The 23,388-nt window shown below is 71.6% G+C and carries 20 protein-coding genes and 1 riboswitch; of the genes, 12 read left to right on the top strand and 8 right to left on the bottom strand.

The window, feature by feature from the left end; genetic code table 11:
• A riboswitch (cobalamin riboswitch) is annotated at nt 1-128 on the bottom strand.
• 86 nt (nt 129-214) lie between these two features.
• From ACGFMM_RS10470 to ACGFMM_RS10485, 4 genes are all read left to right on the top strand, one after another.
• The gene (locus ACGFMM_RS10470) at nt 215-1,438 is read left to right on the top strand and encodes a cobalamin biosynthesis protein CobG (protein ID WP_393645510.1); all 1,224 of its coding nucleotides are present in this window, start codon (nt 215-217) and stop codon (nt 1,436-1,438) included.
• Nucleotides 1,435-2,088, top strand: coding sequence for a precorrin-8X methylmutase (locus tag ACGFMM_RS10475; protein ID WP_393645109.1), 654 nt, complete (start codon nt 1,435-1,437; stop codon nt 2,086-2,088). Before ACGFMM_RS10470 ends, ACGFMM_RS10475 begins: the two co-directional genes overlap by 4 nt.
• On the top strand, nt 2,085-3,575 hold the full coding sequence (locus ACGFMM_RS10480; RefSeq protein WP_393645111.1) for a precorrin-2 C(20)-methyltransferase: 1,491 nt from the start codon (nt 2,085-2,087) through the stop codon (nt 3,573-3,575). The genes ACGFMM_RS10475 and ACGFMM_RS10480 overlap by 4 nt, the downstream gene beginning before the upstream one ends.
• Before the next feature lie 190 nt (nt 3,576-3,765).
• The gene (locus tag ACGFMM_RS10485) at nt 3,766-4,953 is read left to right on the top strand and encodes a S8 family peptidase (RefSeq protein ID WP_393645113.1); all 1,188 of its coding nucleotides are present in this window, start codon (nt 3,766-3,768) and stop codon (nt 4,951-4,953) included.
• Nucleotides 4,954-5,021: 68 nt separating this feature from the next.
• Here the strand turns inward: ACGFMM_RS10485 and ACGFMM_RS10490 are convergent, their stop codons facing one another.
• The 3 genes from ACGFMM_RS10490 to ACGFMM_RS10500 form a co-directional block, all read right to left on the bottom strand.
• Nucleotides 5,022-5,945 carry a Yip1 family protein gene (locus ACGFMM_RS10490; protein WP_393645114.1) on the bottom strand — a complete coding sequence of 308 codons (924 nt, stop codon included), beginning with the start codon at nt 5,943-5,945 and terminating at the stop codon, nt 5,022-5,024.
• A 260-nt stretch (nt 5,946-6,205) separates the two neighbouring features.
• Nucleotides 6,206-8,464: a (Fe-S)-binding protein gene (locus ACGFMM_RS10495; protein ID WP_393645116.1), complete on the bottom strand. Its 2,259-nt coding sequence runs from the start codon at nt 8,462-8,464 to the stop codon at nt 6,206-6,208.
• Nucleotides 8,465-8,596: 132 nt separating this feature from the next.
• Nucleotides 8,597-9,112 carry a sugar transferase gene (locus ACGFMM_RS10500; protein ID WP_393645118.1) on the bottom strand — a complete coding sequence of 172 codons (516 nt, stop codon included), beginning with the start codon at nt 9,110-9,112 and terminating at the stop codon, nt 8,597-8,599.
• Nucleotides 9,113-9,373: 261 nt separating this feature from the next.
• Between ACGFMM_RS10500 and dnaK the strand changes: the two genes are divergently transcribed.
• From dnaK to ACGFMM_RS10520, 4 genes are read left to right on the top strand one after another with little or no spacing between them, the layout of a single operon-like run.
• Entirely contained in the window at nt 9,374-11,209 is a 1,836-nt protein-coding gene (gene dnaK / locus ACGFMM_RS10505) for a molecular chaperone DnaK (protein WP_393645120.1), read from the top strand.
• Complete coding sequence (gene grpE / locus ACGFMM_RS10510; protein ID WP_393645121.1) at nt 11,209-11,859, top strand: nucleotide exchange factor GrpE; 651 nt, start codon at nt 11,209-11,211, stop codon at nt 11,857-11,859. The genes dnaK and grpE overlap by 1 nt, the downstream gene beginning before the upstream one ends.
• A 30-nt stretch (nt 11,860-11,889) precedes the next feature.
• Nucleotides 11,890-13,068, top strand: coding sequence for a molecular chaperone DnaJ (dnaJ, locus tag ACGFMM_RS10515; RefSeq protein ID WP_393645122.1), 1,179 nt, complete (start codon nt 11,890-11,892; stop codon nt 13,066-13,068).
• Nucleotides 13,069-13,072: 4 nt separating this feature from the next.
• Nucleotides 13,073-13,525 (top strand): heat shock protein transcriptional repressor HspR, encoded by a 453-nt coding sequence (locus ACGFMM_RS10520; protein ID WP_393645124.1) that lies wholly within the window; start codon nt 13,073-13,075, stop codon nt 13,523-13,525.
• Between the two features lie 93 nt (nt 13,526-13,618).
• Here ACGFMM_RS10520 and ACGFMM_RS10525 read toward each other — a convergent pair whose 3' ends face one another.
• Both ACGFMM_RS10525 and ACGFMM_RS10530 read right to left on the bottom strand, forming a co-directional pair.
• The gene (locus ACGFMM_RS10525) at nt 13,619-14,098 is read right to left on the bottom strand and encodes a hypothetical protein (RefSeq protein WP_393645126.1); all 480 of its coding nucleotides are present in this window, start codon (nt 14,096-14,098) and stop codon (nt 13,619-13,621) included.
• A gap of 4 nt (nt 14,099-14,102) precedes the next feature.
• A complete protein-coding gene (locus tag ACGFMM_RS10530; RefSeq protein WP_393645128.1) occupies nt 14,103-15,089 on the bottom strand; it encodes a helix-turn-helix transcriptional regulator in 987 nt (328 codons plus the stop codon).
• Between the two features lie 352 nt (nt 15,090-15,441).
• Between ACGFMM_RS10530 and ACGFMM_RS10535 the strand changes: the two genes are divergently transcribed.
• On the top strand, nt 15,442-15,762 hold the full coding sequence (locus ACGFMM_RS10535) for a (2Fe-2S)-binding protein (protein ID WP_393645129.1): 321 nt from the start codon (nt 15,442-15,444) through the stop codon (nt 15,760-15,762).
• Nucleotides 15,763-15,880: 118 nt separating this feature from the next.
• On the opposite strand, the gene ACGFMM_RS10540 is transcribed toward ACGFMM_RS10535, so the two are convergent.
• Nucleotides 15,881-16,294, bottom strand: coding sequence for a pyridoxamine 5'-phosphate oxidase family protein (locus tag ACGFMM_RS10540; RefSeq protein WP_393645131.1), 414 nt, complete (start codon nt 16,292-16,294; stop codon nt 15,881-15,883).
• Nucleotides 16,295-16,438: 144 nt separating this feature from the next.
• On the opposite strand from ACGFMM_RS10540, the gene clpB reads away from it, so the two are divergent.
• Both clpB and ACGFMM_RS10550 read left to right on the top strand, forming a co-directional pair.
• On the top strand, nt 16,439-19,030 hold the full coding sequence (gene clpB / locus ACGFMM_RS10545; protein ID WP_393645133.1) for an ATP-dependent chaperone ClpB: 2,592 nt from the start codon (nt 16,439-16,441) through the stop codon (nt 19,028-19,030).
• Between the two features lie 132 nt (nt 19,031-19,162).
• On the top strand, nt 19,163-19,705 hold the full coding sequence (locus ACGFMM_RS10550; protein WP_393645135.1) for a YbjN domain-containing protein: 543 nt from the start codon (nt 19,163-19,165) through the stop codon (nt 19,703-19,705).
• Nucleotides 19,706-19,729: 24 nt separating this feature from the next.
• On the opposite strand, the gene ACGFMM_RS10555 is transcribed toward ACGFMM_RS10550, so the two are convergent.
• Entirely contained in the window at nt 19,730-20,866 is a 1,137-nt protein-coding gene (locus tag ACGFMM_RS10555) for a hypothetical protein (RefSeq protein ID WP_393645512.1), read from the bottom strand.
• Nucleotides 20,867-21,033: 167 nt separating this feature from the next.
• Complete coding sequence (locus ACGFMM_RS10560) at nt 21,034-22,215, bottom strand: pyridoxal phosphate-dependent aminotransferase (RefSeq protein WP_393645137.1); 1,182 nt, start codon at nt 22,213-22,215, stop codon at nt 21,034-21,036.
• Between the two features lie 653 nt (nt 22,216-22,868).
• On the opposite strand from ACGFMM_RS10560, the gene ACGFMM_RS10565 reads away from it, so the two are divergent.
• Nucleotides 22,869-23,387: a DUF2617 family protein gene (locus ACGFMM_RS10565; protein WP_393645138.1), complete on the top strand. Its 519-nt coding sequence runs from the start codon at nt 22,869-22,871 to the stop codon at nt 23,385-23,387.
• Nucleotide 23,388 lies beyond the last annotated feature (1 nt).

Consider the following 23,388-nt stretch of genomic DNA (forward strand, 5'->3'; position numbering starts at 1 on the left):
GTGGTCGTGTGGATGGCAGGAGTTCCTGACTCACCGTCCCCGTTACGGCGGGGCCGGCTCACAGTGGCGGGACCGCGCCGGAATCTCACCGGGCTTCCTCCCCGGGGTCCTTCGACCCCATGCCGTGTGCATAGTAGATCCTGGCCGCGGCGGGCCGGGCGGGGCCGCGGAGTCGACCGGATCACACCTCGTGGAAGGCCGGTTTCCCGTGGGTATGCTCGCCGCCATGCCGCCCACCCCACCCACGTCGCCCGAGTCGGGCGAAAGTCCCATACGGGACCGAGGCGACGCCTGCCCCGGGGCGCTGCGCCTGCACCCCGCCGACGACGGGCGTCTGGCCCGACTGCGCCTGCCCGCAGGGCGTTTGACGGTACATCAGGTTGAGGTTCTGGCGGCCGCCGCGGAGTCCCTGGGGGACGGGCGGATCACCGTCACCTCGCGCGGCAACGCCGAGCTGCGCGGCCTCGGCGACGGCTGCGGGGCGGAACTCGCGGCGCTGCTCGCGGACGTCGGCCTGCTGCCGTCGGCCGAGCACGAACGGATCCGCAACATCGTCGCCTCCCCGGCCGCCGACCTCGACGGACTCGGCGGCGCGGACGTGCAGTTGTGGGCCCGGGAGCTGGACGCGCTGCTGTGCGACGAAGCGTGGACGACGTCCCTTTCGGGCCGTTTCCTCTTCGTCCTGGACGACGGCCGCGGCGATGTCGCGGGCCTCGGCGGGGATGTGACCTTGATCGCAGGCGCGGACGGCACGGCCCAGCTGCACATCGGCGGACAGACGTACCGCCTCCCCGCTCCGGACGCCCCCCGTGCGGCGCTTGCCGCGGCCGACGCGTTCCTGCGCGCGGCGCGGACGAGCGGGGCTTGGCGGGTGCGGGAACTCCCGGACGGAGCGGCCGTCGACCTCGCCGCCGCCCTCGCCCGCGCCGGCGTGACCGCCGAACCGCTCCCCGTACCGCCGCCGCTGCCGCACGGCGCGCCGCCCGCGCCCGGCGCGCTCGGCGAGCGGGCCGTGTACGTGCTCGCGCCGCTCGGGCGGCTCACCGCGGCGCAGCTGCGGGCGTTGCTGCCCGCCGACGAGGTGCGGCTGACGCCGTGGCGCGGGGCGGTCGCCGTCGGCGCGCCCGCCGCGCGGCTGCCGGAGCTGGCCGCCGCCGGGCTGATCGCCCGCCCCGACTCGCCCTGGGCCGGCGTCAGCGCCTGCACCGGACGCCCCGGCTGCGCCAAGTCCCTGGCGGACGTGCGGGCCGACGCCGTGCCCGGCGGCCGCACCGGGCTGCCGGTCCACTACTCCGGCTGTGCGCGCCGCTGCGGCCACCCGCACGGCGACTGGGTCGACGTGCTCGCCGCCGAGGGCGGCGGCTACCTGGTGGACGGCGTCCCCGTCCCCCGTACCTCCCTGCCCGAAGCCGTCGCCACGGCCCGTACGACGAGATGAGCGAGAGCACCAGGATGTTCGACTACGAGAAGGACGGCGCGGAGATCTACCGCCAGTCCTTTGCCACGATCCGCGCCGAGGCGGATCTCGCCGGCCTGCCCGCCGACGTGAGCCAGGTCGCGGTACGGATGATCCACGCCTGCGGCATGACCGACCTGGTCCGCGATCTCGCGTACTCCCCGGGCGTCGTGACGGCCGCCCGGACCGCGCTGCGGGCCGGCGCGCCGATCCTGTGCGACGCGCAGATGGTCGCCAGCGGCGTCACCCGCAAGCGGCTGCCCGCCGACAACGAGGTGCTCTGCGCGCTGTCCGACCCGTCGGTGCCGGAGCTGGCCGCGCAGCGGGGCACCACCCGCAGCGCCGCCGCCCTCGAGGTGCTGGGCGACCGTCTCGAAGGCTCGGTCGTCGCCATCGGCAACGCGCCGACCGCGCTGTTCCACCTCCTGGAGATGATCGCGAAGGGCGCGCCGCGCCCGGCGGCCGTGCTCGGCATCCCGGTCGGCTTCATCGGCGCGGCCGAGTCGAAGGACGCCCTCGCGGCGAACGCACTCGGCCTGGAGTACCTGGTCGTACGGGGCCGGCGCGGCGGCAGCGCCATGACGGCGGCCGCGCTCAACGCCCTCGCGCACGAAGCGGAGATCCAGAAGTGACCGGCAAGCTGTACGGCGTGGGCCTCGGCCCCGGCGACCCGAATCTGATGACCGTGGCCGCGGTGAAGGCCATCGCGGCCGCCGACGTGATCGCGTACCACTCCGCCCGGCACGGCCGCTCCATCGCGCGCTCGATAGCCGCGGAGCACATCCGCGAGGACCACGTCGAGGAGCGGCTGATGTACCCGCTCACGGTGGAGACCACGGACCACCCCGGCGGCTACCGGGGCGCGTTGGACGACTTCTACGAGGAGGCGTCGGCGCGGCTCGCCGCGCACCTCGACGCGGGCCGCACGGTCGCCGTGCTCGCCGAGGGCGATCCGCTGTTCTACGGCTCGTACCAGCACATGCACAAGCGGCTCGCGCACCGCTACGACACCGAGGTCATCCCCGGCGTCACCTCGGTCAGCGCGGCCGCCGCCCGGCTCGGGGAGCCGCTGTGCGAGGCGGAGGAGGTGCTGACGATCGTCCCCGGCACGCTGCCGGAGGAGGAGCTGACGGCCCGTCTGGCCGGTACGGACTCGGCGGTCGTGATGAAGCTGGGCCGCACCTTCCCGGCCGTGAAGCGGGCCCTGGAGCGCGCCGGCCGGCTGGAGGACGCGCGGTACGTGGAGCGCGCCACGATGGCGGGCGAGCGGACCGGGCGGCTGGCGGACGTGGACCCGGAGTCGGTGCCGTACTTCTCGGTGGCCGTGCTGCCGTCCCGGATCGACGCGCAGGCGCCGGAGTCCCGTCCGGAGGTCGGCGAGGTCGTGGTCGTGGGCACCGGCCCGGCCGGGGCGCGCTGGCTGACGCCGGAGTCGCGGGGCGTGCTGCAGAACGCGGACGACCTGGTCGGCTACACCACCTACCTGGACCGGGTGCCGGTGCTGCGGCCCGGGCAGCGGCGGCACGGCTCGGACAACAAGGTCGAGTCCGAGCGCGCCGAGTTCGCGCTCGACCTGGCCCGCCGCGGCCGCCGCGTCGCGGTGGTCTCCGGCGGCGACCCGGGTGTGTTCGCCATGGCGACGGCGGTCCTTGAGGTCGCCTCGGAGCCGGCGTACACGGACGTGCCGGTGCGCGTGGTGCCCGGCGTGACGGCCGCCAACGCGGCGGCTGCGGCGGCCGGCGCGCCGCTCGGCCACGACTACGCGACCATCTCGCTCTCCGACCGGCTCAAGCCCTGGGACGTCATCGCGCGGCGGCTGCGCGCCGCCGCGGAGGCCGACCTCGTCCTCGCCCTGTACAACCCGGGCTCCAAGTCCCGTACGCACCAGGTCGCCGCGGCCCGCGAGCTGCTCCTGGAACTCCGCTCGCCCGAGACCCCGGTCGTGGTGGCCCGCGACGTCGGCGGCCCGGAGGAGTCGTTGCGGGTGGTGACCCTGAAGACCCTGGAACCCTCCGAGGTCGACATGCGCACCCTCCTCCTGATCGGCTCCTCCCAGACCCGTGCGGTCGAGCGCGCCGACGGCCGCACGATCACCTGGACACCGCGCCGGTACGGCTGAGCAACGAGGTGGTGGCCCGGCTCACCCGACCGGGCGCGGCATACGGGTTCCGGTCCCGGGACTCGTGATGTCGCGGTGCGAGTGAACGTTTTCGCACATCCGTGCCGTGCTTGCTTGGCAGGGCTGTGATGCGCGCGCCCCGGCCCGTCGGCCGGGGCGCGCGGTCCCCTTCCGAACGGAGCACCCTTCCATGCGCCTGTCCGCGCACGTCACCGCCGCAGCCTTCCTCCTCGCCCTCCCGCTCGCCGCCGCCGCGCCGTCGGCGGCGGACGCGCCCGTCCCGTCCCCCGTGCCGGCCCCGCTGCGCGCGTCGGCGGACGCCATCCCGGGCCAGTACATCGTCACCCTCTCGGGCGGCCAGGACGCGGCCGCCCTCGCGGCGCAGGTCCCGGGGGTGAAGGCGCTCCACACGTACAGTTCCGTGCTCAACGGGTTCGCCGCGAAGCTGACGCCCGCCCAGCTGGACGCGGTGCGCCGCACCCCGGGCGTCGCGGCCGTCGAGGAGGACGCGACCGTCAAGGTCGGGCCCGTGGCCGCCCGGAGGAGCGTCGTCGCGCAGAGCTGGGGCCTCGACCGCATCGACCAGCCGTACCTGCCGCTCGACAACCGGTTCGACGTGGGCTCCGACGGCCGGGGCGTCGCCGTCTTCGTGGTGGACACCGGCCTCGACTACGGCCACCAGGAGTTCGCCGGACGGGCCTGGTTCGGGTACGACGCGGTCGGCGACGGCCGCCAGGGCGCCGACTGCAACGGGCACGGCACCCACGTGGCGGGCACGGCCGGCGGCGCGAGCTTCGGCGTGGCCCGCGCCGCCGACCTGGTCAGCGTCCGCGTGCTGGACTGCCAGGGCTCCGGCTCGTACTCGGGCATGATCGCCGGCTTCGACTACGTGGGCCGGCAGGCCGACGCGGGCGTCGTCGGCGTGCTCAACGGCTCCCTCGGCGGCGCCCGCAGCCAGGCTCTGAACGACGCGGTCGACGCCGTGGCCGCCAAGGGCATCCTGCCCGTCGTCGCCGCGGGCAACAGCTCGCTCGACGCCTGCCAGATCTCGCCGGCGAGCGCGGAGCGCGTCCTGACCGTCGGCGCCACCGACCACCGCGACCGTGAGACCGACTTCTCCAACTTCGGTCCCTGCCTGGAGATCTACGCCCCCGGCGCGCAGATCGTCTCCGCCCGCAGGGGCGGCGGCAGCATGCCGATGGACGGTACGTCCATGGCGGCGCCGCACGTCGCGGGCGTCGCCGCGCTCTACAAGGCGGCGCACCCGGCCGCGGACGCGAACACCGTCCGGGACTGGGTCCTCGAGCACGGCGCGCAGGACGTCCTGACCGTCTCGAAGGGCTCCCCGAACCTGCTGCTGCAGTCCTCGGACCTGTAGCCGCGGGCGTACGAAAGAGGCCGCCGCCGACCGGTCACCCGGCCGACGGCGGCCTCCGCCGCAAAGACTCAGATCGTGCCCAGCTTGATCAGCGACAGCAGCGCGATCAGCTGGATCGCCGAGGCGCCCAGCGCCTTCGGCCACGGCAGGTCGTGGGACTTGCTCACCATCGAGGTGAACAGCGCGCCCGCAGCCAGCCAGGTCACCCAGCCCAGCACCTGCACCAGGCCGTTCTCGCCGCCCAGGAACAGGGCGACGATCAGGCGGGGCGCGTCCGTGATCGACATGATCAGCATCGACAGGCCCACCGTCGGCTGCCACGCCCCGTCGCCGCCGAGCTGGCGGGCCAGGGTGTGGGTCACCGCGCCGAGGATCAGACCGCCGACGACGAAGCCCGCGCCCGTCATCAGGGCGTACGGGACCGCCTTCGACAGCGTCGCGTTGATGGCCTCCTCGCGCGCCTGGTCGAAGCCGAAGATCGCCAGCAGGCCGTAGAGGAACGTGACGACCAGCGCCGGGCCCCACACCGCGTAGTCCCGCATCTGCAGGAACGTCGGGCCGGGGCGCAGCACGATGCCGCTCAGCAGCGCCTTCCACGGCAGCCGCGGGCCGGCCGGGACGGCCGGGGCCGCGCCCGCCTGGTACGTGGAGCCGTCGTTGTACGGGTCGTCGTGGATGCTGAACGCGCGGGTGTGGCCCGCGTTGTTCGCCGCGTACCCGCCCTGGCCGCCCTGGCCGCCCTGGCCGGCGTGGCCCGCGCCGCCGGGCGCGCCGCCCTGGCCCTGGTAACCGCCCCGGGGCGGCCGGCCGCCCTGCTGCGGGTACGGGTCCCCGAAGTACTCCGGCTCCCCGTACGGCTGCTGCGAGCCCTGCTGCCACTGCTGCTGCGCGTACGGCGGCGGGGCCGCCGGCCGCCCGTACTGCGGTGCCTGCTGCGGGTGTTGTTGCGGGGTGCGGTTGCTTCGGCCGCGTCCGATCCTGAATCCAGCCACGTCGTCGAACGTACCCGTTCCCGCTGTGAGTCGTGCACACGCGGGGTCGCGGGGGACCCTTTGCGGCCGACCTGTGACATCCCCTAGGGGGTACCGACCGGGGTACTGACCGGGGTACTGACCGGGGTGCCGGACGGGGTGCCGGACGGGGTGCCGGACGGGGTGCCGGACGGGGCTCGGACCGGGGGTTCGGACCCGGGTACGCCGGAGGGGCCGCTCCCTTCTCGGGAGCGGCCCCTCCGCCGCGTACCGCTGTCGTCCTACTGCGCCGGCTCGGGCTCCGGCTCGGGCTCCGCGGGGAGCTCCTCCACCGGCTTCTTCACCGAGTCGAGCAGCAGCTGCGCGACGTCGACGACCTGGAGGCTCTCCTTGGCCTTGCCGTCGTTCTTCTTGCCGTTCACGGAGTCCGTGAGCATGACGAGGCAGAACGGGCAGGCGGTGGAGACGATGTCCGGGTTGAGGGACAGCGCCTCGTCGACGCGCTCGGTGTTGATGCGCTTGCCGATGCGCTCCTCCATCCACATCCGCGCGCCGCCGGCGCCGCAGCAGAAGCCGCGCTCCTTGTGGCGGTGCATCTCCTGCTGGCGCAGGCCCGGGACGGCCGACATGATCTCGCGCGGCGGCGTGTAGACCTTGTTGTGGCGGCCCAGGTAGCACGGGTCGTGGTAGGTGATCAGACCGTCGACCGGGGTGACCGGGACGAGGCGGCCCTCGTCGATCAGGTGCTGCAGCAGCTGGGTGTGGTGGATGACCTCGTACTCGCCGCCGAGCTGCGGGTACTCGTTCGCGATGGTGTTGAAGCAGTGCGGGCAGGTGGTGACGATCCGCTTCGCCGACTTCGGCTTCTTCGTCGACTCGTCCTCGTCGTCCTCGCCGAACGCCATGTTCAGCATCGCGACGTTCTCGGCGCCGAGCTGCTGGAACAGCGGCTCGTTGCCCAGACGGCGCGGGGAGTCACCGGTGCACTTCTCCTCGCCGCCCATGATCGCGAACTTGACGTCCGCCATGTGCAGCAGCTCCGCGAAGGCCTTGGTGGTCTTCTTGGCGCGGTCCTCCAGGGCGCCGGCGCAGCCGACCCAGTAGAGGTAGTCGTACTCCGACAGGTCCTCGACGTCCTTGCCGACGATCGGGACCTCGAAGTCGACCTCCTTGGTCCACTCGACCCGCTGCTTCTTGGCCAGGCCCCAGGGGTTGCCCTTCTTCTCCAGGTTCTTGAGCATCGTGCCCGCCTCGGACGGGAACGCGGACTCGATCATCACCTGGTAGCGGCGCATGTCGACGATGTGGTCGATGTGCTCGATGTCGACCGGGCACTGCTCGACACAGGCGCCGCAGGTGGTGCAGGACCACAGGACGTCCGGGTCGATGACGCCGTTCTCCTCGGCGGTGCCGATCAGCGGGCGCTCGGCCTCGGCCAGCGCGGCCGCGGGCACGTCCTTGAGCTGCTCCTCGGTCGCCTTCTCGTCGCCCTCCATCGTCTTGCCGCCGCCGGCGAGCAGGTACGGCGCCTTGGCGTGCGCGTGGTCGCGCAGCGACATGATGAGGAGCTTCGGGGAGAGCGGCTTGCCCGTGTTCCAGGCGGGGCACTGCGACTGGCAGCGGCCGCACTCGGTGCAGGTGGAGAAGTCGAGGATGCCCTTCCAGGAGAACTGCTCGACCTGGGAGACGCCGAAGACGGCGTCCTCGGCCGGGTCCTCCCAGTCGATCTCCTTGCCGGCGGTCGTCATCGGCTGCAGCGGGCCGAGGGCGGTGGAGCCGTCGGCGTTGCGCTTGAACCAGATGTTCGGGAAGCCGAGGAAGCGGTGCCAGGCCACACCCATGTTGGTGTTGAGCGAGACGACGATCATCCACGTGAAGGACGTGAGGATCTTCAGCGCCGCGAAGAAGTACGTGAGGTTCTGCAGCGTGCCCAGGTCCAGGCCGTCGAGCAGCGCGATCACCGGGTACGAGGCGAAGAAGCCGGGCTCCCAGCCGTCCACGTGGTGCAGGGCGCCCTCGAGCGCGCGCAGCATCATGATGCAGACGCCGACGGTGAGGATGACGGCCTCGACGAAGTACGCCTGGCCGGTCTTGGAGCCGGCGAAGCGGGACTTGCGGCCCGCCTTGGTCGGCTTGCTCAGCTGGCGGATCACGATGAGCGTGACGATGCCGAGCACCGTCATCGTGCCCAGGAACTCGGTGAAGATCTCGTACGGCAGCCAGTCGCCGATGATCGGGATCAGCCAGTCGGCCTGGAACAGCTGGCCGAAGGCGTTGACGATCGTCAGCAGCAGCGCGAAGAAGCCGATCGCGACGAACCAGTGTGCGAAGCCGACGATGCCCCAGCGGTTCATGCGCGTGTGGCCCAGGAATTCCTTGACCAGCGTGATGGTGCGCTGCTTGGGGTCACCGGTACGCGTGCCGGCGGGCACCGGCTGACCGAGCCGCACGAAGCGGTAGATCTGCACGGTGGCGCGGCCGAACAGCGCGACGGCCACCACCGTGATGGCGATCGACACGATGATCGCGGCGAGTTGCATGACGGGCTCCTCGGGCGGGCCTGCGAGGCGGAAGCTGCAGAAACGTACTAAGCGGTAACTTATTTTGGTCCGTGCTGAGGGTACCCAGATATTCCACCGTGCTGTAGTTGCGCCCGCGGTGATCTGTGTCGCTCAGGTGAGCCTTGCCGGCGTCCGCCGCCATGCTCGAATCGTACGGCCCAGAATGGCCAGATCCATGCCCAGCCAGTGGTGGTCCACATAGTGGAGGTCCAGCAGGGGCCGCTCCTGCCAGGGCAGGTCCGGGTCTCCGCTGACCTGCCAGAGTCCGGTCAGCCCCGGCCGTACGGAGTGCCGCCGCGCGCCGTCGCCCCGGCACTCCTCGTCGTCCGGCGCCAGCGGTACGGGCCCGACCAGGGACATCTCGCCCCGTACGACATGGAGCAGCCGCGGCAGTCGGGCGAGCAGTCGGCCGCCGCGCCGGAAGGTGAGCAGCTCGTACGGGCGGCCGCCCAGGCCCGCCCGCAGCTCGCGCCGCAGCACCGCGCCGGGAGGCTCCAGGGGGCCGAGCGCGCCGAGCGTGAGCGCGGTCGCGACGGCGAGCAGGGCGGGGGAGGCGAGGGCCAGCAGGACGAGGGCGACGGTGAGGTCCAGTGCGCGCTTGGCGTCGATGCCCTTCGCCTTCGCCATGCCTTACCTCCGCTTCATGCCGGCTCGTGGGATCCTTCTCGGTATATGTCCGGCTTTGGGGCGTCGAATGCCCCGACTCTCTCACGGTCGGATCTCATTCCCGGGCCGCCGCGCCCGGCCCGCACCGGGCCTCGAAGGCTTCCTGAGCCGCCGCCCTGTCGAAGAGTTGAGCCCCCTCCACTCAGGTCTGTTGACTCAACGGGACGGGTGGTGCATCCTTGAGCCAGTTCCACTCAAGTCAGTTCAGCTGGAGGAATTGAAATGGCACGTGCGGTCGGCATCGACCTGGGCACGACTAACTCCGTCGTCAGCGTTCTCGAAGGCGGCGAGCCCACCGTCATCACCAACGCCGAGGGCGCCAGGACCACGCCGTCCGTCGTCGCCTTCGCGAAGAACGGCGAGGTGCTCGTCGGCGAGGTCGCCAAGCGCCAGGCGGTCACCAACGTGGACCGCACCATCCGGTCGGTGAAGCGCCACATGGGCACCGACTGGAAGATCGAGATCGACGGCAAGAACTTCAACCCGCAGCAGATGAGCGCCTTCATCCTGCAGAAGCTGAAGCGCGACGCCGAGGCGTACCTGGGCGAGAAGGTCGTCGACGCGGTCATCACCGTCCCGGCGTACTTCAACGACTCCGAGCGTCAGGCCACCAAGGAGGCCGGCGAGATCGCGGGCCTCAACGTCCTGCGCATCGTCAACGAGCCGACCGCGGCCGCCCTGGCCTACGGCCTGGACAAGGACGACCAGACGATCCTCGTCTTCGACCTCGGTGGCGGCACCTTCGACGTGTCCCTCCTGGAGATCGGCGACGGCGTCGTCGAGGTGAAGGCCACCAACGGCGACAACCACCTCGGTGGCGACGACTGGGACCAGCGCGTCGTCGACTACCTGGTGAAGCAGTTCGCCAACGGGCACGGCGTGGACCTGTCCAAGGACAAGATGGCTCTCCAGCGCCTGCGCGAAGCCGCGGAGAAGGCGAAGATCGAGCTCTCGTCCTCGACCGAGACCACGATCAACCTGCCCTACATCACGGCCTCCGCCGAGGGCCCGCTGCACCTGGACGAGAAGCTCACCCGCGCCCAGTTCCAGCAGCTCACCTCGGACCTTCTGGACCGCTGCAAGACGCCGTTCCACAACGTCATCAAGGACGCGGGCATCCAGCTCTCCGAGATCGACCACGTCGTTCTCGTCGGCGGCTCGACCCGTATGCCGGCCGTCGCCGACCTGGTCAAGGAACTGACCGGCGGCAACGAGGCCAACAAGGGCGTGAACCCGGACGAGGTCGTCGCCATCGGCGCCGCCCTGCAGGCCGGTGTCCTCAAGGGCGAGGTCAAGGACGTCCTGCTCCTCGACGTCACCCCGCTGTCCCTCGGCATCGAGACCAAGGGCGGCATCATGACGAAGCTCATCGAGCGGAACACGACGATCCCGACCAAGCGGTCCGAGATCTTCACCACCGCCGAGGACAACCAGCCGTCCGTGCAGATCCAGGTCTACCAGGGCGAGCGCGAGATCGCGGCGTACAACAAGAAGCTCGGCATGTTCGAGCTGACCGGCCTCCCGCCGGCCCCGCGCGGCGTCCCGCAGATCGAGGTCGCCTTCGACATCGACGCCAACGGCATCATGCACGTGACCGCCAAGGACCTGGGCACGGGCAAGGAGCAGAAGATGACCGTCACCGGCGGCTCCTCGCTGCCGAAGGACGAGGTCAACCGGATGCGCGAAGAGGCCGAGAAGTACGCGGAGGAGGACCACGCCCGCCGCGAGGCCGCCGAGAACCGCAACCAGGGCGAGCAGCTCGTCTACCAGACCGAGAAGTTCCTCAAGGACAACGAGGACAAGGTCCCGGGCGACGTCAAGGCCGAGGTCGAGGCCGCCGTCGCCGAGCTGAAGGAGAAGCTCAAGGGCGAGGACTCCGCGGAGATCCGCACCGCCACCGAGAAGGTCGCGGCCGTCTCCCAGAAGCTCGGCCAGGCCATGTACGCCGACGCGCAGGCAGCCGGCGGCGCCGCGGGCGCCGAGGCCCCCAAGGCCGACGACGACGTCGTGGACGCCGAGATCGTCGACGACGAGAAGCCGAAGGGCGGCGCTGTCTGATGACGGAGGAGACCCCGGGCTTCGAGGAGAAGCCCGACGTCCCCTCCGGCGCCACCCCTGACGACGCCGCCGAGACCGCCGAGACTCCCTCCGCCAAGGAGGGCTCGGCGGCCCCGGCCGGGGACGCGAGCAAGATCGCCGGTCTGACGGCAGAGCTGGACCAGGTCCGCAGCGCGCTCGGCGAGCGCACCGGGGACCTCCAGCGGCTCCAGGCCGAGTACCAGAACTACCGCCGCCGGGTGGAGCGCGACCGGATCACCGTCAAGGAGATCGCCGTCGCGGGCCTTCTGACGGAGCTTCTGCCGGTGCTCGACGACGTCGGTCGGGCCCGGGACCACGGCGAGCTCGTGGGCGGGTTCAAGTCGGTGGCCGAATCGCTGGAGACGGTCGTCGCGAAGATGGGCCTGCAGCAGTTCGGCAAGGAGGGCGAGCCCTTCGACCCGACCATCCACGAGGCCCTGATGCACTCGTATGCGCCGGACGTCACCGAGACGACCTGCGTGGCGATCCTGCAGCCGGGGTACCGCATCGGCGAGCGGACCATCAGGCCCGCGCGCGTAGCGGTGGCGGAACCCCAGCCCGGGGCGACGGCCGCGAAGGACGACAAGAAGCAGGCCGACGAGGAGAGCGGTGGCCCCGAGAAGGGCTGACGCGAAGATCGTCCGAGAGGAGGGACGCCGGTGAGCACGAAGGACTTCGTGGAGAAGGACTACTACAAGGTTCTCGGCGTCCCCAAGGACGCCACCGACGCCGAGATCAAGAAGGCGTACCGGAAACTCGCGCGCGAGAACCACCCGGACGCCAACAAGGGCGACACCAAGGCGGAGGAGCGCTTCAAGGAGATCTCCGAGGCGAACGACGTCCTCGGCGACCCGAAGAAGCGCAAGGAGTACGACGACGCCCGCGCCCTGTTCGGCAACGGCGGCTTCCGGGCCGGTCCCGGAGGCGGCGGCTCCTTCAACTTCGACCTGGGCGACCTCTTCGGAGGCGGCGCCCAGGGCGGAGCCGGCGGTTTCGGCGGCGGCGGCGGTCTGGGCGACGTCTTCGGCGGTCTGTTCAACCGCGGTGCGGGCGGCGCGGGCACGCGCACCCAGCCGCGGCGCGGCCAGGACATCGAGTCCGAGGTGACGCTCAGCTTCACCGAGGCGGTCGACGGGGCCACGGTTCCGCTGCGGATGTCCAGCCAGCAGCCCTGCAAGGCCTGTTCCGGCACGGGCGACAAGAACGGCACGCCGCGGGTGTGCCCGACCTGCGTCGGCACCGGCCAGGTCTCGCGCGGCTCGGGCGGCGGCTTCTCGCTCACCGACCCGTGCGTGGACTGCAAGGGCCGCGGCCTGATCGCGGAGAACCCCTGCGAGGTCTGCCACGGCAGCGGGCGCGCCAAGTCGTCCCGGACCATGCAGGTCCGGATCCCGGCGGGCGTCTCCGACGGCCAGCGGATCCGGCTGCGCGGCAAGGGCGCCCCGGGCGAGCGCGGCGGGCAGAGCGGTGACCTGTACGTGGTGGTGCACGTCGACGCGCACCCCGTGTTCGGCCGCAAGGGCGACAACCTGACCGTGACCGTCCCCGTCGGCTTCGACGAGGCGGCGCTCGGCGGCGAGATCAAGGTCCCGACGCTGGGCGGCCCCGCGGTCACCCTCAAGCTGCCGGCGGGCACCCCCAACGGCCGCACCATGCGGGCCCGGGGCAAGGGCGCGGTCCGCAAGGACGGCACCCGCGGGGACCTGCTGGTGACCGTGGAGGTCCAGGTCCCCACGGACCTGTCCGACAAGGCGCGCGAGGCCCTGGAGACGTACCGCGAGGCGACTGCGGACGTCGACCCGCGGGCAGAGCTGTTCCAGGCCGCGAAGGGAGCATGAGGACATGGAGAGCCGTCCGGGACGCAGTCGCAACCCCTACGAACTGACCGACGAGACGCCGGTGTACGTCATCTCGGTGGCGGCCCAGCTCTCCGGCCTGCATCCGCAGACCCTGCGGCAGTACGACCGGCTCGGGCTGGTCTCCCCGGACCGCACCGCGGGCCGGGGCCGGCGCTACTCGGCCCGTGACATCGAACTGCTCCGCACGGTGCAGGCGTTGTCGCAGGACGAGGGCATCAACCTGGCCGGCATCAAGCGCATCATCGAACTGGAGAACCAGGTCGCCGCGCTGCAGGCGCGGGTCGCCGAGCTGTCGGCGGCCGTCGAGGGCGCGGCGGCGACGCTGCGTCAGCGCGAGGCCCAGGTGCACGCCTCGTACCGGCGCGACCTGGTGCCGTACCAGGACGTCCAGCAGGCGAGCGCGCTGGTGGTGTGGCGCCCGAAGCGCCCGGAGTAGTCCTCCTAGTCCTCAGGTTCTGAGGTTCTCAGGTTCTGAGCTTCACGTGCGGGGCCCCTGGTCGTACCGGCCGGGGGCCCCGCACGCGTGTGCTCACGGAATGAGCTCCCCGATCACGTCCGTCATGATCTCCCACCACGGCGCGGCGCCGGTGCCGAAGGCGGCGGCGAGGGCGGTGCCGAGGGCCAGGGCCAGGGCGTCGGGCTCGGTGTCCCACTCGGCGCCGACGAGTCCGTCCCCGGTCGAGTCCAGCCGCCCGAGAGCGTCCCTGCCGCGGCTGAGCCGGCTCTCCACGTACGAACAGGGCACGAGCCGGTACCGGACCCCGTCGACGGTCGCGTCCACGCGGAACGACCGCCGGAACACCCGCCCCTTGGCGGGCCGCAGGCGCGCCTCGCGCCCGTCGACGGTGAGCGTGAGGCGGGCGGGGTCGCGGGTGCCGACGGGGATCGCGTCGTTCGTCTCGCCGTCGCCCGGGGTCCGCGCGACGACGACCTCGGGCAGCCCTTCGCCGCCGACCCGGACGGTGCCGGCCGCGAGATCGAGGTCTACGCGCGGTGACAGTGTGTTCATGAGTTCACCGGTCTTGCTCCAGAATGCCGGACTGGGCGATCAGATAACCGAGTTGGGCCCGGCTCCCGCTGCCGAGCGCGGACGCGAGCTTCGCGATGTGCGCCCGGCAGGTCCGCACGTTCATCCCGAGCCGGCGCGCGATGGCCTCGTCGACATGCCCCTCGATGAGCAGCCGGGCGATGGAACGCTGGACGCCGCTGATGCCGTCGAGCACGGGGGTGTACGCGACGACCTCGTCCTCCCACGGCACGCCGTGGAGCCAGAACTGTTCGAACACCCCTACGAGGTACTGCACGAGACCCTCGTGCCGGAGTTCCAGGGCGACCTGTCGATCCGTGCGGGCGGGCACGAAGGCGACTTTGCGATCGATGATGATCAGCCGGTCGATGATCTCTTCCAGCGTGCGCACCTCGAGCCCGTGCGGGGCGACGTGTTCGACGTACGCCATCGTCGACGAGTGGTGGCGCGCGGTGTGCTGATAGAGCGTCCGCATCGAGATGCCGCGTCCGAGAAGTGGCTCGACCCGGCGCAGCGCCTCTTGCAGGATGTGAGGACGGCGTCCGCTCCCGGGCTGGACGGTGAGCAGTTCCTCGGTGCACTCGGCGGTCGCGCGGTCCAGCGTGGCGTTGATCAGGCCGAGCCCTTCCAGCACGTTGATCGAGTCGGCCGCGGACGGGTCCTTGGTGGTGATCGACATGAACGGCTCGAAGGTGTCCGCCCAGGCGACGGTGAGCTGCCGGCGTTCCTGGATCTCGCGCTCGATGGGGTGGATCAGCTGGTTGAGGGCGACGGAAGGCGGTATGGGTCTCAGCCAGGTGAAGTCGTCCGGATCGGGGCGCAGCAGAGCAAGATCGATCAGGCAGGGAGCGACCTCGGTCTCCTTGCGCGCGATGCGTCCCGATCGCAAAGCCTTCGCGTAGAGGTCCCTCCCTGCGGCGCAGAGTTCCTCCGCACCATGCTCATGTCCCCCATCGTCCCCTTTTGGTCGCATATGCACCCCCCTCAGGGTCCTGAATTACAGGAACATGATGCCTGCCCTCGCTGGTGGAAGCGTTCGGAGTGAGCCATCGTCGTAGACGCGGGGGAGGAGGTAATGATCAAAAGAGGTGGAGAACGGCCATGACCAGGACGGTTCGTGCACTTGGCGCCATAGCTGTTGTTGCGGCGGCTGCTCTCGGCGTGTTCGGTGCTTCGGTCGGCAGCGAGCCCTCGTGGGACAGTGCGCCGGCCAGCTCCGTACTTGCTTCACCTGGTGAGCCCTCGTGGGACAGCACTCCGGCGGGTTCGACGCTCGGCACCAACGGTGAGCCCTCGTGGGACTTCGCCTCGGACGGTGCTGACGCATGAGCTTCCCGCCCGACGACCGGGTCTTCCGGCGTGAGATGGCCTCGGCCTACCGGTCCGGGTGGCACTTCATCGACCTCGTCACGGCCATCCCCCACCGTGGCGATTCGTTGATGGTCACCCTCTTCGGAGAGCCGATCGTCGTCGCCCGCGAGCAGGACGAGGACGTCCGGGCCTACCGCTGTCTCCGGCGGCCCCGAGGCGCCCCGCAGCCCGTCCGCTGTGCCATTCGGTACGGCATGATCTTCGTCAACCTCGACCAGCGCGACCACCAGCTGGTCGAACCGGAGACCATCACCGCCACCCCCCGCAGTGCCTGAGCGGTTCCCCCGTCGTTCCAGATCGCTCAGGTGCTTCCCCCACACAGCGGCGCCATCGTGGACCTGAAACACGATGGCGCCGCTGTGCTGTCCGCGTCCGGGGTCCCGGCCGGAGCCCTTACGCCCGGCCCATCGCGCGGGTCAGCGCGATCTCGATGACCACGCGGTCCGGGTTCGGCGCCGGCGTGCGCCCGTACCGCGCCGCGTAGCGCGCCACCGCGTCCGCGACGGCGTCCGCCTCCGTACGGATCCGCGCCACGCCCTCCAGCGTCGCCCAGCGGCCCTTGTCCACCTGGCAGACCGCCACCCGCGCGCCCTCCGGACCCGCCGCCAGCACGTTGGCGACCTTGTGGCTGTGCTTGTTCGTGATCACCCGCGCGACGCCCCGCTCGCCGCCCTCCGGGTCGTACGTGACGCCCACCGCCACCACATGCGGCGTGCCGTCCGGCCGCGGCGTCGTCAGGGTGCACATGTGGTACTCGCGCCAGAAGCCGAGATACGAGTCGTCCGGGTTCCTCGGGTCAATCGCCATGCCCGGAAGCTACCCGCCGCACGGCCCTTCCCGACACCTTGAGCGGAATGGACTCAACTTTGTGTATGTTAGACGGGTCAGAGCAGTAGGAGAACGCTCAAACACCCGCAACCGGTCCCCGACGCCGAGGAGGAGACGACTTACGTGGACGCCGAACTGACCAACAAGAGCCGTGACGCGCTGAACGCGGCAAGCAGCCGCGCCGTGTCCGAGGGGCACCCCGACCTGACCCCCGCGCACCTGCTCCTCGCACTGCTCGCCGGTCAGGACAACGAGAACATCACCGACCTGCTCGCCGCCGTCGAGGCCGACCAGGCCGCCGTGCGCTCCGGCGCGGAGCGGCTGCTCGCCGCGCTGCCCAGCGTCACCGGCTCCACGGTCGCCCCGCCGCAGCCGAACCGCGAACTGCTCGCCGTGATCGCCGACGCCGCCGCGCGCGCGAAGAAGCTGGGCGACGAGTACGTGTCCACGGAGCACCTGCTCATGGGCGTCGCCGCCAAGGGCGGCACGGCCGGCCAGGTCCTCGACCAGCAGGGCGCCGGCGCCCGCCGCCTCCAGGACGCCTTCGAGAAGGCCCGCGGCACGCGCCGCGTGACCACCGCCGACCCGGAGGGCTCGTACAAGGCCCTGGAGAAGTTCGGCACCGACTTCACCGCCGCCGCCCGCGAGGGCCGCCTCGACCCGGTCATCGGCCGCGACCACGAGATCCGCCGCGTCGTGCAGGTCCTGTCCCGGCGCACCAAGAACAACCCGGTCCTCATCGGCGAGCCCGGCGTCGGCAAGACCGCCGTCGTCGAGGGCCTGGCCCAGCGGATCGTGAAGGGCGACGTCCCCGAGTCCCTCAAGGGCAAGCGGCTGGTCTCCCTCGACCTCGGCGCGATGGTCGCGGGCGCGAAGTACCGCGGCGAGTTCGAGGAGCGGCTGAAGACCGTCCTCGCCGAGATCAAGGCCAGCGACGGCCGGATCATCACCTTCATCGACGAGCTGCACACCGTCGTCGGCGCGGGCGCCGGCGGCGACTCCGCCATGGACGCCGGCAACATGCTCAAGCCGATGCTGGCCCGCGGCGAGCTGCGCATGGTCGGCGCGACCACGCTCGACGAGTACCGCGAGCGGATCGAGAAGGACCCGGCCCTGGAGCGCCGCTTCCAGCAGGTGCTGGTCGCCGAGCCCACGGTCGAGGACACCATCGCGATCCTGCGCGGCCTCAAGGGCCGCTACGAGGCCCACCACAAGGTCCAGATCAACGACTCCGCGCTGGTCGCCGCCGCGACGCTCTCCGACCGGTACATCACGTCCCGCTTCCTGCCCGACAAGGCCATCGACCTCGTCGACGAGGCCGCCTCCCGGCTCCGCATGGAGATCGACTCCTCGCCCGTCGAGATCGACGAGCTCCAGCGCACCGTCGACCGGCTCAAGATGGAGGAGCTGGCGCTCTCCCAGGAGACCGACGCGGCGAGCAGGCAGCGCCTGGACAAGCTCCGCCGCGACCTCGCGGACCGCGAGGAGGAACTGCGCGGTCTGACCGCCCGCTGGGAGAAGGAGAAGCAGTCCCTCAACCGGCTCGGCGAGCTGAAGGAGCAGCTCGACGAGCTGCGCGGCCGCGCCGAGCGCGCCCAGCGCGACGGAGACTTCGACACCGCGTCCAAGCTGCTCTACGGGGAGATCCCGGCCCGGGAGCGCGAGCTGGCCGAGGCCAGCGAGGCGGAAGCCCGGCAGGAGGCGTCCAAAGACACGATGGTCAAGGAGGAGGTCGGGCCGGACGACATCGCCGACGTCGTCGGCGCCTGGACCGGTATCCCCGCCGGCCGCCTCCTGGAGGGCGAGACGCAGAAGCTGCTGCGCATGGAGGACGAGCTGGGCAAGCGGCTCATCGGCCAGAGCGAGGCCGTACGGGCCGTCTCCGACGCCGTACGCCGGACGCGCGCCGGGATCGCCGACCCGGACCGCCCCACCGGCTCGTTCCTCTTCCTCGGCCCGACCGGCGTCGGCAAGACCGAGCTGGCGAAGGCGCTCGCGGACTTCCTCTTCGACGACGAGCGGGCCATGGTCCGCATCGACATGTCGGAGTACTCCGAGAAGCACTCCGTCGCCCGGCTCGTCGGCGCGCCCCCCGGCTACGTCGGCTACGAGGAGGGCGGCCAGCTGACGGAGGCGGTGCGCCGCCGCCCGTACAGCGTCGTGCTGCTCGACGAGGTGGAGAAGGCCCACCCGGAGGTCTTCGACATCCTGCTCCAGGTCCTCGACGACGGCCGGCTCACCGACGGCCAGGGCCGTACGGTCGACTTCCGCAACACGATCCTCATCCTGACCTCGAACCTGGGCAGCCAGTTCCTCGTGGAGCCGATGACCTCGGACGACGAGAAGAAGCAGCAGGTCCTGGAGGTGGTGCGGGCGAGCTTCAAGCCCGAGTTCCTGAACCGCCTGGACGACCTGGTGGTCTTCTCGGCGCTGGACAAGGCCGAGCTGGGCCGGATCGCGCAGCTCCAGATCGACCGCCTCGCCAAGCGGCTCGCCGAACGCCGGCTCACCCTGGAGGTCACCCCGGCGGCCCTGGAGTGGCTGGCGAACGAGGGCAACGACCCCGCGTACGGGGCGCGCCCGCTGCGCCGCCTGATCCAGACGGCCATCGGCGACCGTCTCGCCCGGGAGATCCTGGCCGGCGAGGTCCGCGACGGCGACACGGTCCGCGTGGACCGCTTCGAGGACGGGCTGATCGTCGGCGCGGCGCAGTAAGCGCGCAGTAAGCGGCGCGCGGGAGATCATGTCAGCTCGCAGCTGATCCGGACCCGATACGGCCCGGTGGGGTTGCCACCCCCCGCCCCGCATGGGAGAGGATGACAACATCCGTACGAAGGGAAATCCTCGGTGAGCATCGACCCGTCCTCGATTCCGAATTTCGGGGCCCAGCCCCAGCCTCAGGCCGGAGGACCGGCGGGCCCCGTCGTCCCCGACCAGGATCTCGTCAAGCAGCTCCTCGACCAGATGGAGCTGAAGTACGTGGTGGACGACGAGGGTGACCTCGCCGCGCCGTGGGAGGACTTCCGCACGTACTTCATGTTCCGCGGCGAGGGCGAGCAGCAGGTCTTCTCCGTCCGCACGTTCTACGACCGTCCGCACTCCGCCGACGACCGCGCCAGGGTCCTGGACGCGATCGACGACTGGAACCGCCGCACCCTGTGGCCCAAGGTGTACACGCACCTGCACGAGGAGGAGGACGGCTCCGCCACCCTCCGGCTCATCGGCGAGGCGCAGATGCTGATCGGCACCGGCGTCGCCCTGGAGCACTTCGTGTCGTCCACGGTCAGCTGGGTCCGCGCGTCGATCGAGTTCGACAAGTGGCTCGTCGAGCAGTTCGGCCTGGCCTCCCCGGAGGACAAGGAGCCCGGCGAGGCCGGCGACTCCGAGTGACGGCGGGCGCTCGGGGGGCCTCCCCTAGAGCGCCATCCGGGCGAGCGTCAGCGCGTACGCCCCGTAGCAGAACGAGAGCCCGGCCAGGGCGACGGCGATCGTGATCGCCGCCCGTGGCCGGGCTCTCGTCAGTGCGGCCGCGAGCGGCAGCAGCAGCGGGAAGGCCGGCAGCAGGAAGCGCGGCTTGGACTCGAAGAAGCCGGAGCCGCCGACCGTGATCAGCACGAGCACGCCGGTGTAGACGAGGACCGGCAGCGGGGGCCGCCGCTCCGGCTCGGCGAGCAGGAGCAGCGCGAAGAGCAGCACCCCGGCGGCCGTGATCACCAGCGCCATGGTGAAGCCGAATTGGGCGGGCCGGAGCAGCATGTCCCGGACGACGAGCAGCGCGCCCCGGGCGAAGTCGAAGCGGGAGGTCCAGCCGTCCTGGACCGCGAAGTAGCCGCCCAGCGGGTCGTGCCGCCGCCACCCCACCCACAGCACGTACGCCAGCCAGCCCGCCGGCGCGAGCGCGGCGGCGGCCCACACCCGGGCCCCGGCCCGGCCGCGCTCCTGCCACAGCTCCCAGGCGGCCGCGGCGAGCACCGCCGTCGCGACGGCGATCCCGCTCGGCCGGGACAGCCCGGCGAGCGCTGCCAGCGCGCCGGCCCAGAGCCAGCGGCGGGTGAGCAGCGCGTACAGCGACCAGGCGGCGAGGGCGGTCATGAGCGGCTCGGTGTACGCCATGGTCAGCACGATCGAGTGCGGCAGCAGGCCCCACAGCAGCACCAGCCAGGTGGCGGTGGCCCGTCCGGCGGTCCGCTCGGCGACCAGGTACACGCCCCAGGCGGCCGCGGCGGCCGAGGCCCAGGACACCAGCAGCCCGGCGGTGCCGCCGGTGACCGGCAGCACGGTGCACACGGCCCGGACGAGACCGGGGTACAGCGGGAAGAACGCCAGGTCGGAGTGGACGGCCCCGCCGGCCAGGTGCAGTGTCCGCCCGTAGCCGTGCGCGGCGATCCCGGCGTACCACTCGGAGTCCAGGGACGTGGCCAGCAGCGCCCGCGGCGAACGGCCGACGTGCCACGCCCAGAGCGCGAGCACCGCCATCCCGGTCAGCCGCGCCGCGGCGAACAGCCCGAGCGCGGGCACGGCCCGCCGCAGCGCCGCCTGCCGGCGCGGCAACGCCCGGACGACGACGCCCGCGGCCGAGGGGGCCGCGCGTTCGAGGGTCTCGGCGGACAGGACGCACCTCCGGGCGAAACACATCGGGTCATTTCCGACAAATCGGTCTACCCGACGATCCAGGCACCACGGAGGGGGCGCGCCGAGGACCCCCCCGAGCTCCGAGGTCAGCTCGCCAGACGCTGCAGGCGGTCGGAGGCCTCCTGGAGGACGGCGGCCGTTTTGCAGAACGCGAAGCGTACGAACGGGGCGCCCTCGTCGCGGTGGTCGTAGAAGACCGCGTTGGGGATGGCGACGACGCCGCAGCGGTCCGGCAGGGAGCGGCAGAAGGCGAAGCCGTCGGTCTCGCCGAGCGGGCGGATGTCGGTGGTGACGAAGTACGTGCCGGACGGGCGGTACACCGCGAAGCCGGCCTGCTCCAGGCCGTCGCTCAGGAGGTCGCGCTTGGCGGCCAGATCGGCGCGCAGGCCGTCGAAGTACGTCTCCGGCAGGCGCAGCGCCTCGGCGACGGCGTACTGGAAGGGGCCGGACGCGACGTACGTGAGGAACTGCTTCGCCGAGCGGACCGCGGCGGTCAGCTCCGGCGGGGCGGTGATCCAGCCGACCTTCCAGCCGGTGAAGGAGAAGGTCTTGCCGGCGGAGGAGATGGTGACCGTGCGCTCGCGCATGCCGGGCAGCGTGGCGATCGGCACGTGCGCGGCGTCGTCGAAGACCAGGTGCTCGTACACCTCGTCCGTGACCACCAGCAGATCGCGTTCGACGGCCAGTTCGGCGATCGCGGCGAGCTCGTCGCGCGTCAGCACCGTGCCGGTCGGGTTGTGCGGGGTGTTGAGCAGGATCAGCCGCGTCCGGTCGGTGACCGCGGCCCGCAGCTCGTCCAGATCCAGCACATAGGCGCCGTCGTGCGGACGGAGGGTGACCGGGACCCGGGTCGCGCCGGCCATCGCGATGCAGGCGGCGTACGAGTCGTAGTACGGCTCCAGGGCGACGACCTCGTCGCCCGGTTCGAGCAGCGCGAGCAGCGAGGCGGCGATCGCCTCGGTCGCGCCCGCGGTGACCAGCACCTCGGCGTCGGGGTCGAAGGCGAGCCCGTACCGCTTCAGCTGGTGCTCGGCGACGGCGGTACGCAGTTCGGGCACGCCCGGGCCGGGTGGGTACTGGTTGCCCCGGCCGTCCCGCAGCGCGCGCACCGCGGCCTCGCGGACCTCTTCGGGGCCGTCCGTGTCGGGGAAGCCCTGGCCCAGGTTGATCGACCCGGTGCGCACGGCCAGCGCGGACATCTCCGCGAAGATCGTCGTGCCGAACTCCGCGAGCCGGCGGTTGAGCAGTGGCCTCGTCATGACGGCCATCCTGGGCCGAAGCTCTGGAGTTCCTCAAGTGGGGTTGGGGCGGCGCGCCGCGAGGGCATTTCCCCGGCACGTGCACGCACGGCGCGTGGACTCGAGTGACGGGGGACGTCATGGAAGCGGTTCCGATCATCATCATCGCTGCGTTGCTGGTCGTTCTGTTGGTCGCCATCCGCGCCAAGCGGGCCCGGCCCGGGCAGCGGCGCGGCCGCCGGGGCAGCTGGTGGGAGGGCGGTGGCGGCAACTCCTGCGGGGGTGGGAGCTCGTGCAGCTCGTCGTCCTGCGGGGGCGGCGGATGCGGGGGCGGCGGCGGAGGCGACTGACACGGGGCAGTCGGTCCGCCGCCGGGCGGGAGGCCGCCCGGCGGGGCAAGGGACGCCGGGCGGCCTTCTGTTGCGTGGGAGCGGTCCCTTGTCGGAACTGGAAGAACGGTTCTCATTGAACAGTTGAACTCAGGAGCCCCCGAGGGGATGGAAACCACGTCAAGTTGGGTAAAAACGCTGCACGGTTCCTGGAGTTCGTGCTTCCCTCGCTGTTGAGAACATCCAGCCCTCGGACCGTGTGTGGCACCGAGACGGCGATCCCCCACTCCCGTTGAAAACCCTCTCCGGGGCGCCCCCGGCCCACCCGTCAAACCGTGTTTGCGGAGCCGACCCATGCTCACCACCCTGAAGACCACCTATACCGACACGTGCGCGGCCGACCTGGCCTGGGCACTCGGGCGCGAGCCGCTGCCCGCCCTCGCCGTGCTCGATCTCGAACTGACCGGCGTCAAGCTTCAGTTGCGCCTGCTTGGCGCCTCCCATCAGGTGCTCCTGGAGGACGAGCAGGGCGACTGCTCCGAGACCGTCGCCTGCATGCCCGGCAGCAGTACGCCGCTGCCGCTGGGCGTGTCCAAGCGCGTGGGGGACTGGGAGTACGAGTTCGCCGCCCGCGTCGAGAACCTGTCGCGGGGCTCGTTCGCCGGCCGCGCGCAGGAACTCCTCGCCCTGGTCGCCGACCACCCGCACGGCCTCGCCGGAATGTTTCCGGGCTCGCCCTACGCGTTCACCGCGATGCTGGCGCAGAAGCACGAGGGCCAGGTGCGCTGGCGCACCTGGCACGCCTACCCGGAGGAAGGGCAGTTGGTGGTGACGCGGACACGCATCGGCGCGCGGATGTCCACCGTCCTGTAGC

The sequence above is a fragment of the Streptomyces sp. NPDC048604 genome, assembly GCF_043199435.1.
GTDB lineage: Bacteria > Actinomycetota > Actinomycetes > Streptomycetales > Streptomycetaceae > Streptomyces.

Coding starts and splice junctions, on each gene's coding strand:
- ACGFMM_RS10535 (WP_393645129.1), top strand. CDS start 15,442: ATGAGCTTCCCGCCCGACGACCGGGTCTTCCGGCGTGAGATGGCCTCG.
- ACGFMM_RS10540 (WP_393645131.1), bottom strand. CDS start 16,294: ATGGCGATTGACCCGAGGAACCCGGACGACTCGTATCTCGGCTTCTGG.
- ACGFMM_RS10470 (WP_393645510.1), top strand. CDS start 215: ATGCTCGCCGCCATGCCGCCCACCCCACCCACGTCGCCCGAGTCGGGC.
- dnaK (WP_393645120.1), top strand. CDS start 9,374: ATGGCACGTGCGGTCGGCATCGACCTGGGCACGACTAACTCCGTCGTC.
- ACGFMM_RS10500 (WP_393645118.1), bottom strand. CDS start 9,112: ATGGCGAAGGCGAAGGGCATCGACGCCAAGCGCGCACTGGACCTCACC.
- ACGFMM_RS10495 (WP_393645116.1), bottom strand. CDS start 8,464: ATGCAACTCGCCGCGATCATCGTGTCGATCGCCATCACGGTGGTGGCC.
- ACGFMM_RS10530 (WP_393645128.1), bottom strand. CDS start 15,089: ATGCGACCAAAAGGGGACGATGGGGGACATGAGCATGGTGCGGAGGAA.
- ACGFMM_RS10525 (WP_393645126.1), bottom strand. CDS start 14,098: ATGAACACACTGTCACCGCGCGTAGACCTCGATCTCGCGGCCGGCACC.
- ACGFMM_RS10520 (WP_393645124.1), top strand. CDS start 13,073: ATGGAGAGCCGTCCGGGACGCAGTCGCAACCCCTACGAACTGACCGAC.
- ACGFMM_RS10475 (WP_393645109.1), top strand. CDS start 1,435: ATGAGCGAGAGCACCAGGATGTTCGACTACGAGAAGGACGGCGCGGAG.
- grpE (WP_393645121.1), top strand. CDS start 11,209: ATGACGGAGGAGACCCCGGGCTTCGAGGAGAAGCCCGACGTCCCCTCC.
- ACGFMM_RS10565 (WP_393645138.1), top strand. CDS start 22,869: ATGCTCACCACCCTGAAGACCACCTATACCGACACGTGCGCGGCCGAC.
- ACGFMM_RS10485 (WP_393645113.1), top strand. CDS start 3,766: ATGCGCCTGTCCGCGCACGTCACCGCCGCAGCCTTCCTCCTCGCCCTC.
- ACGFMM_RS10560 (WP_393645137.1), bottom strand. CDS start 22,215: ATGGCCGTCATGACGAGGCCACTGCTCAACCGCCGGCTCGCGGAGTTC.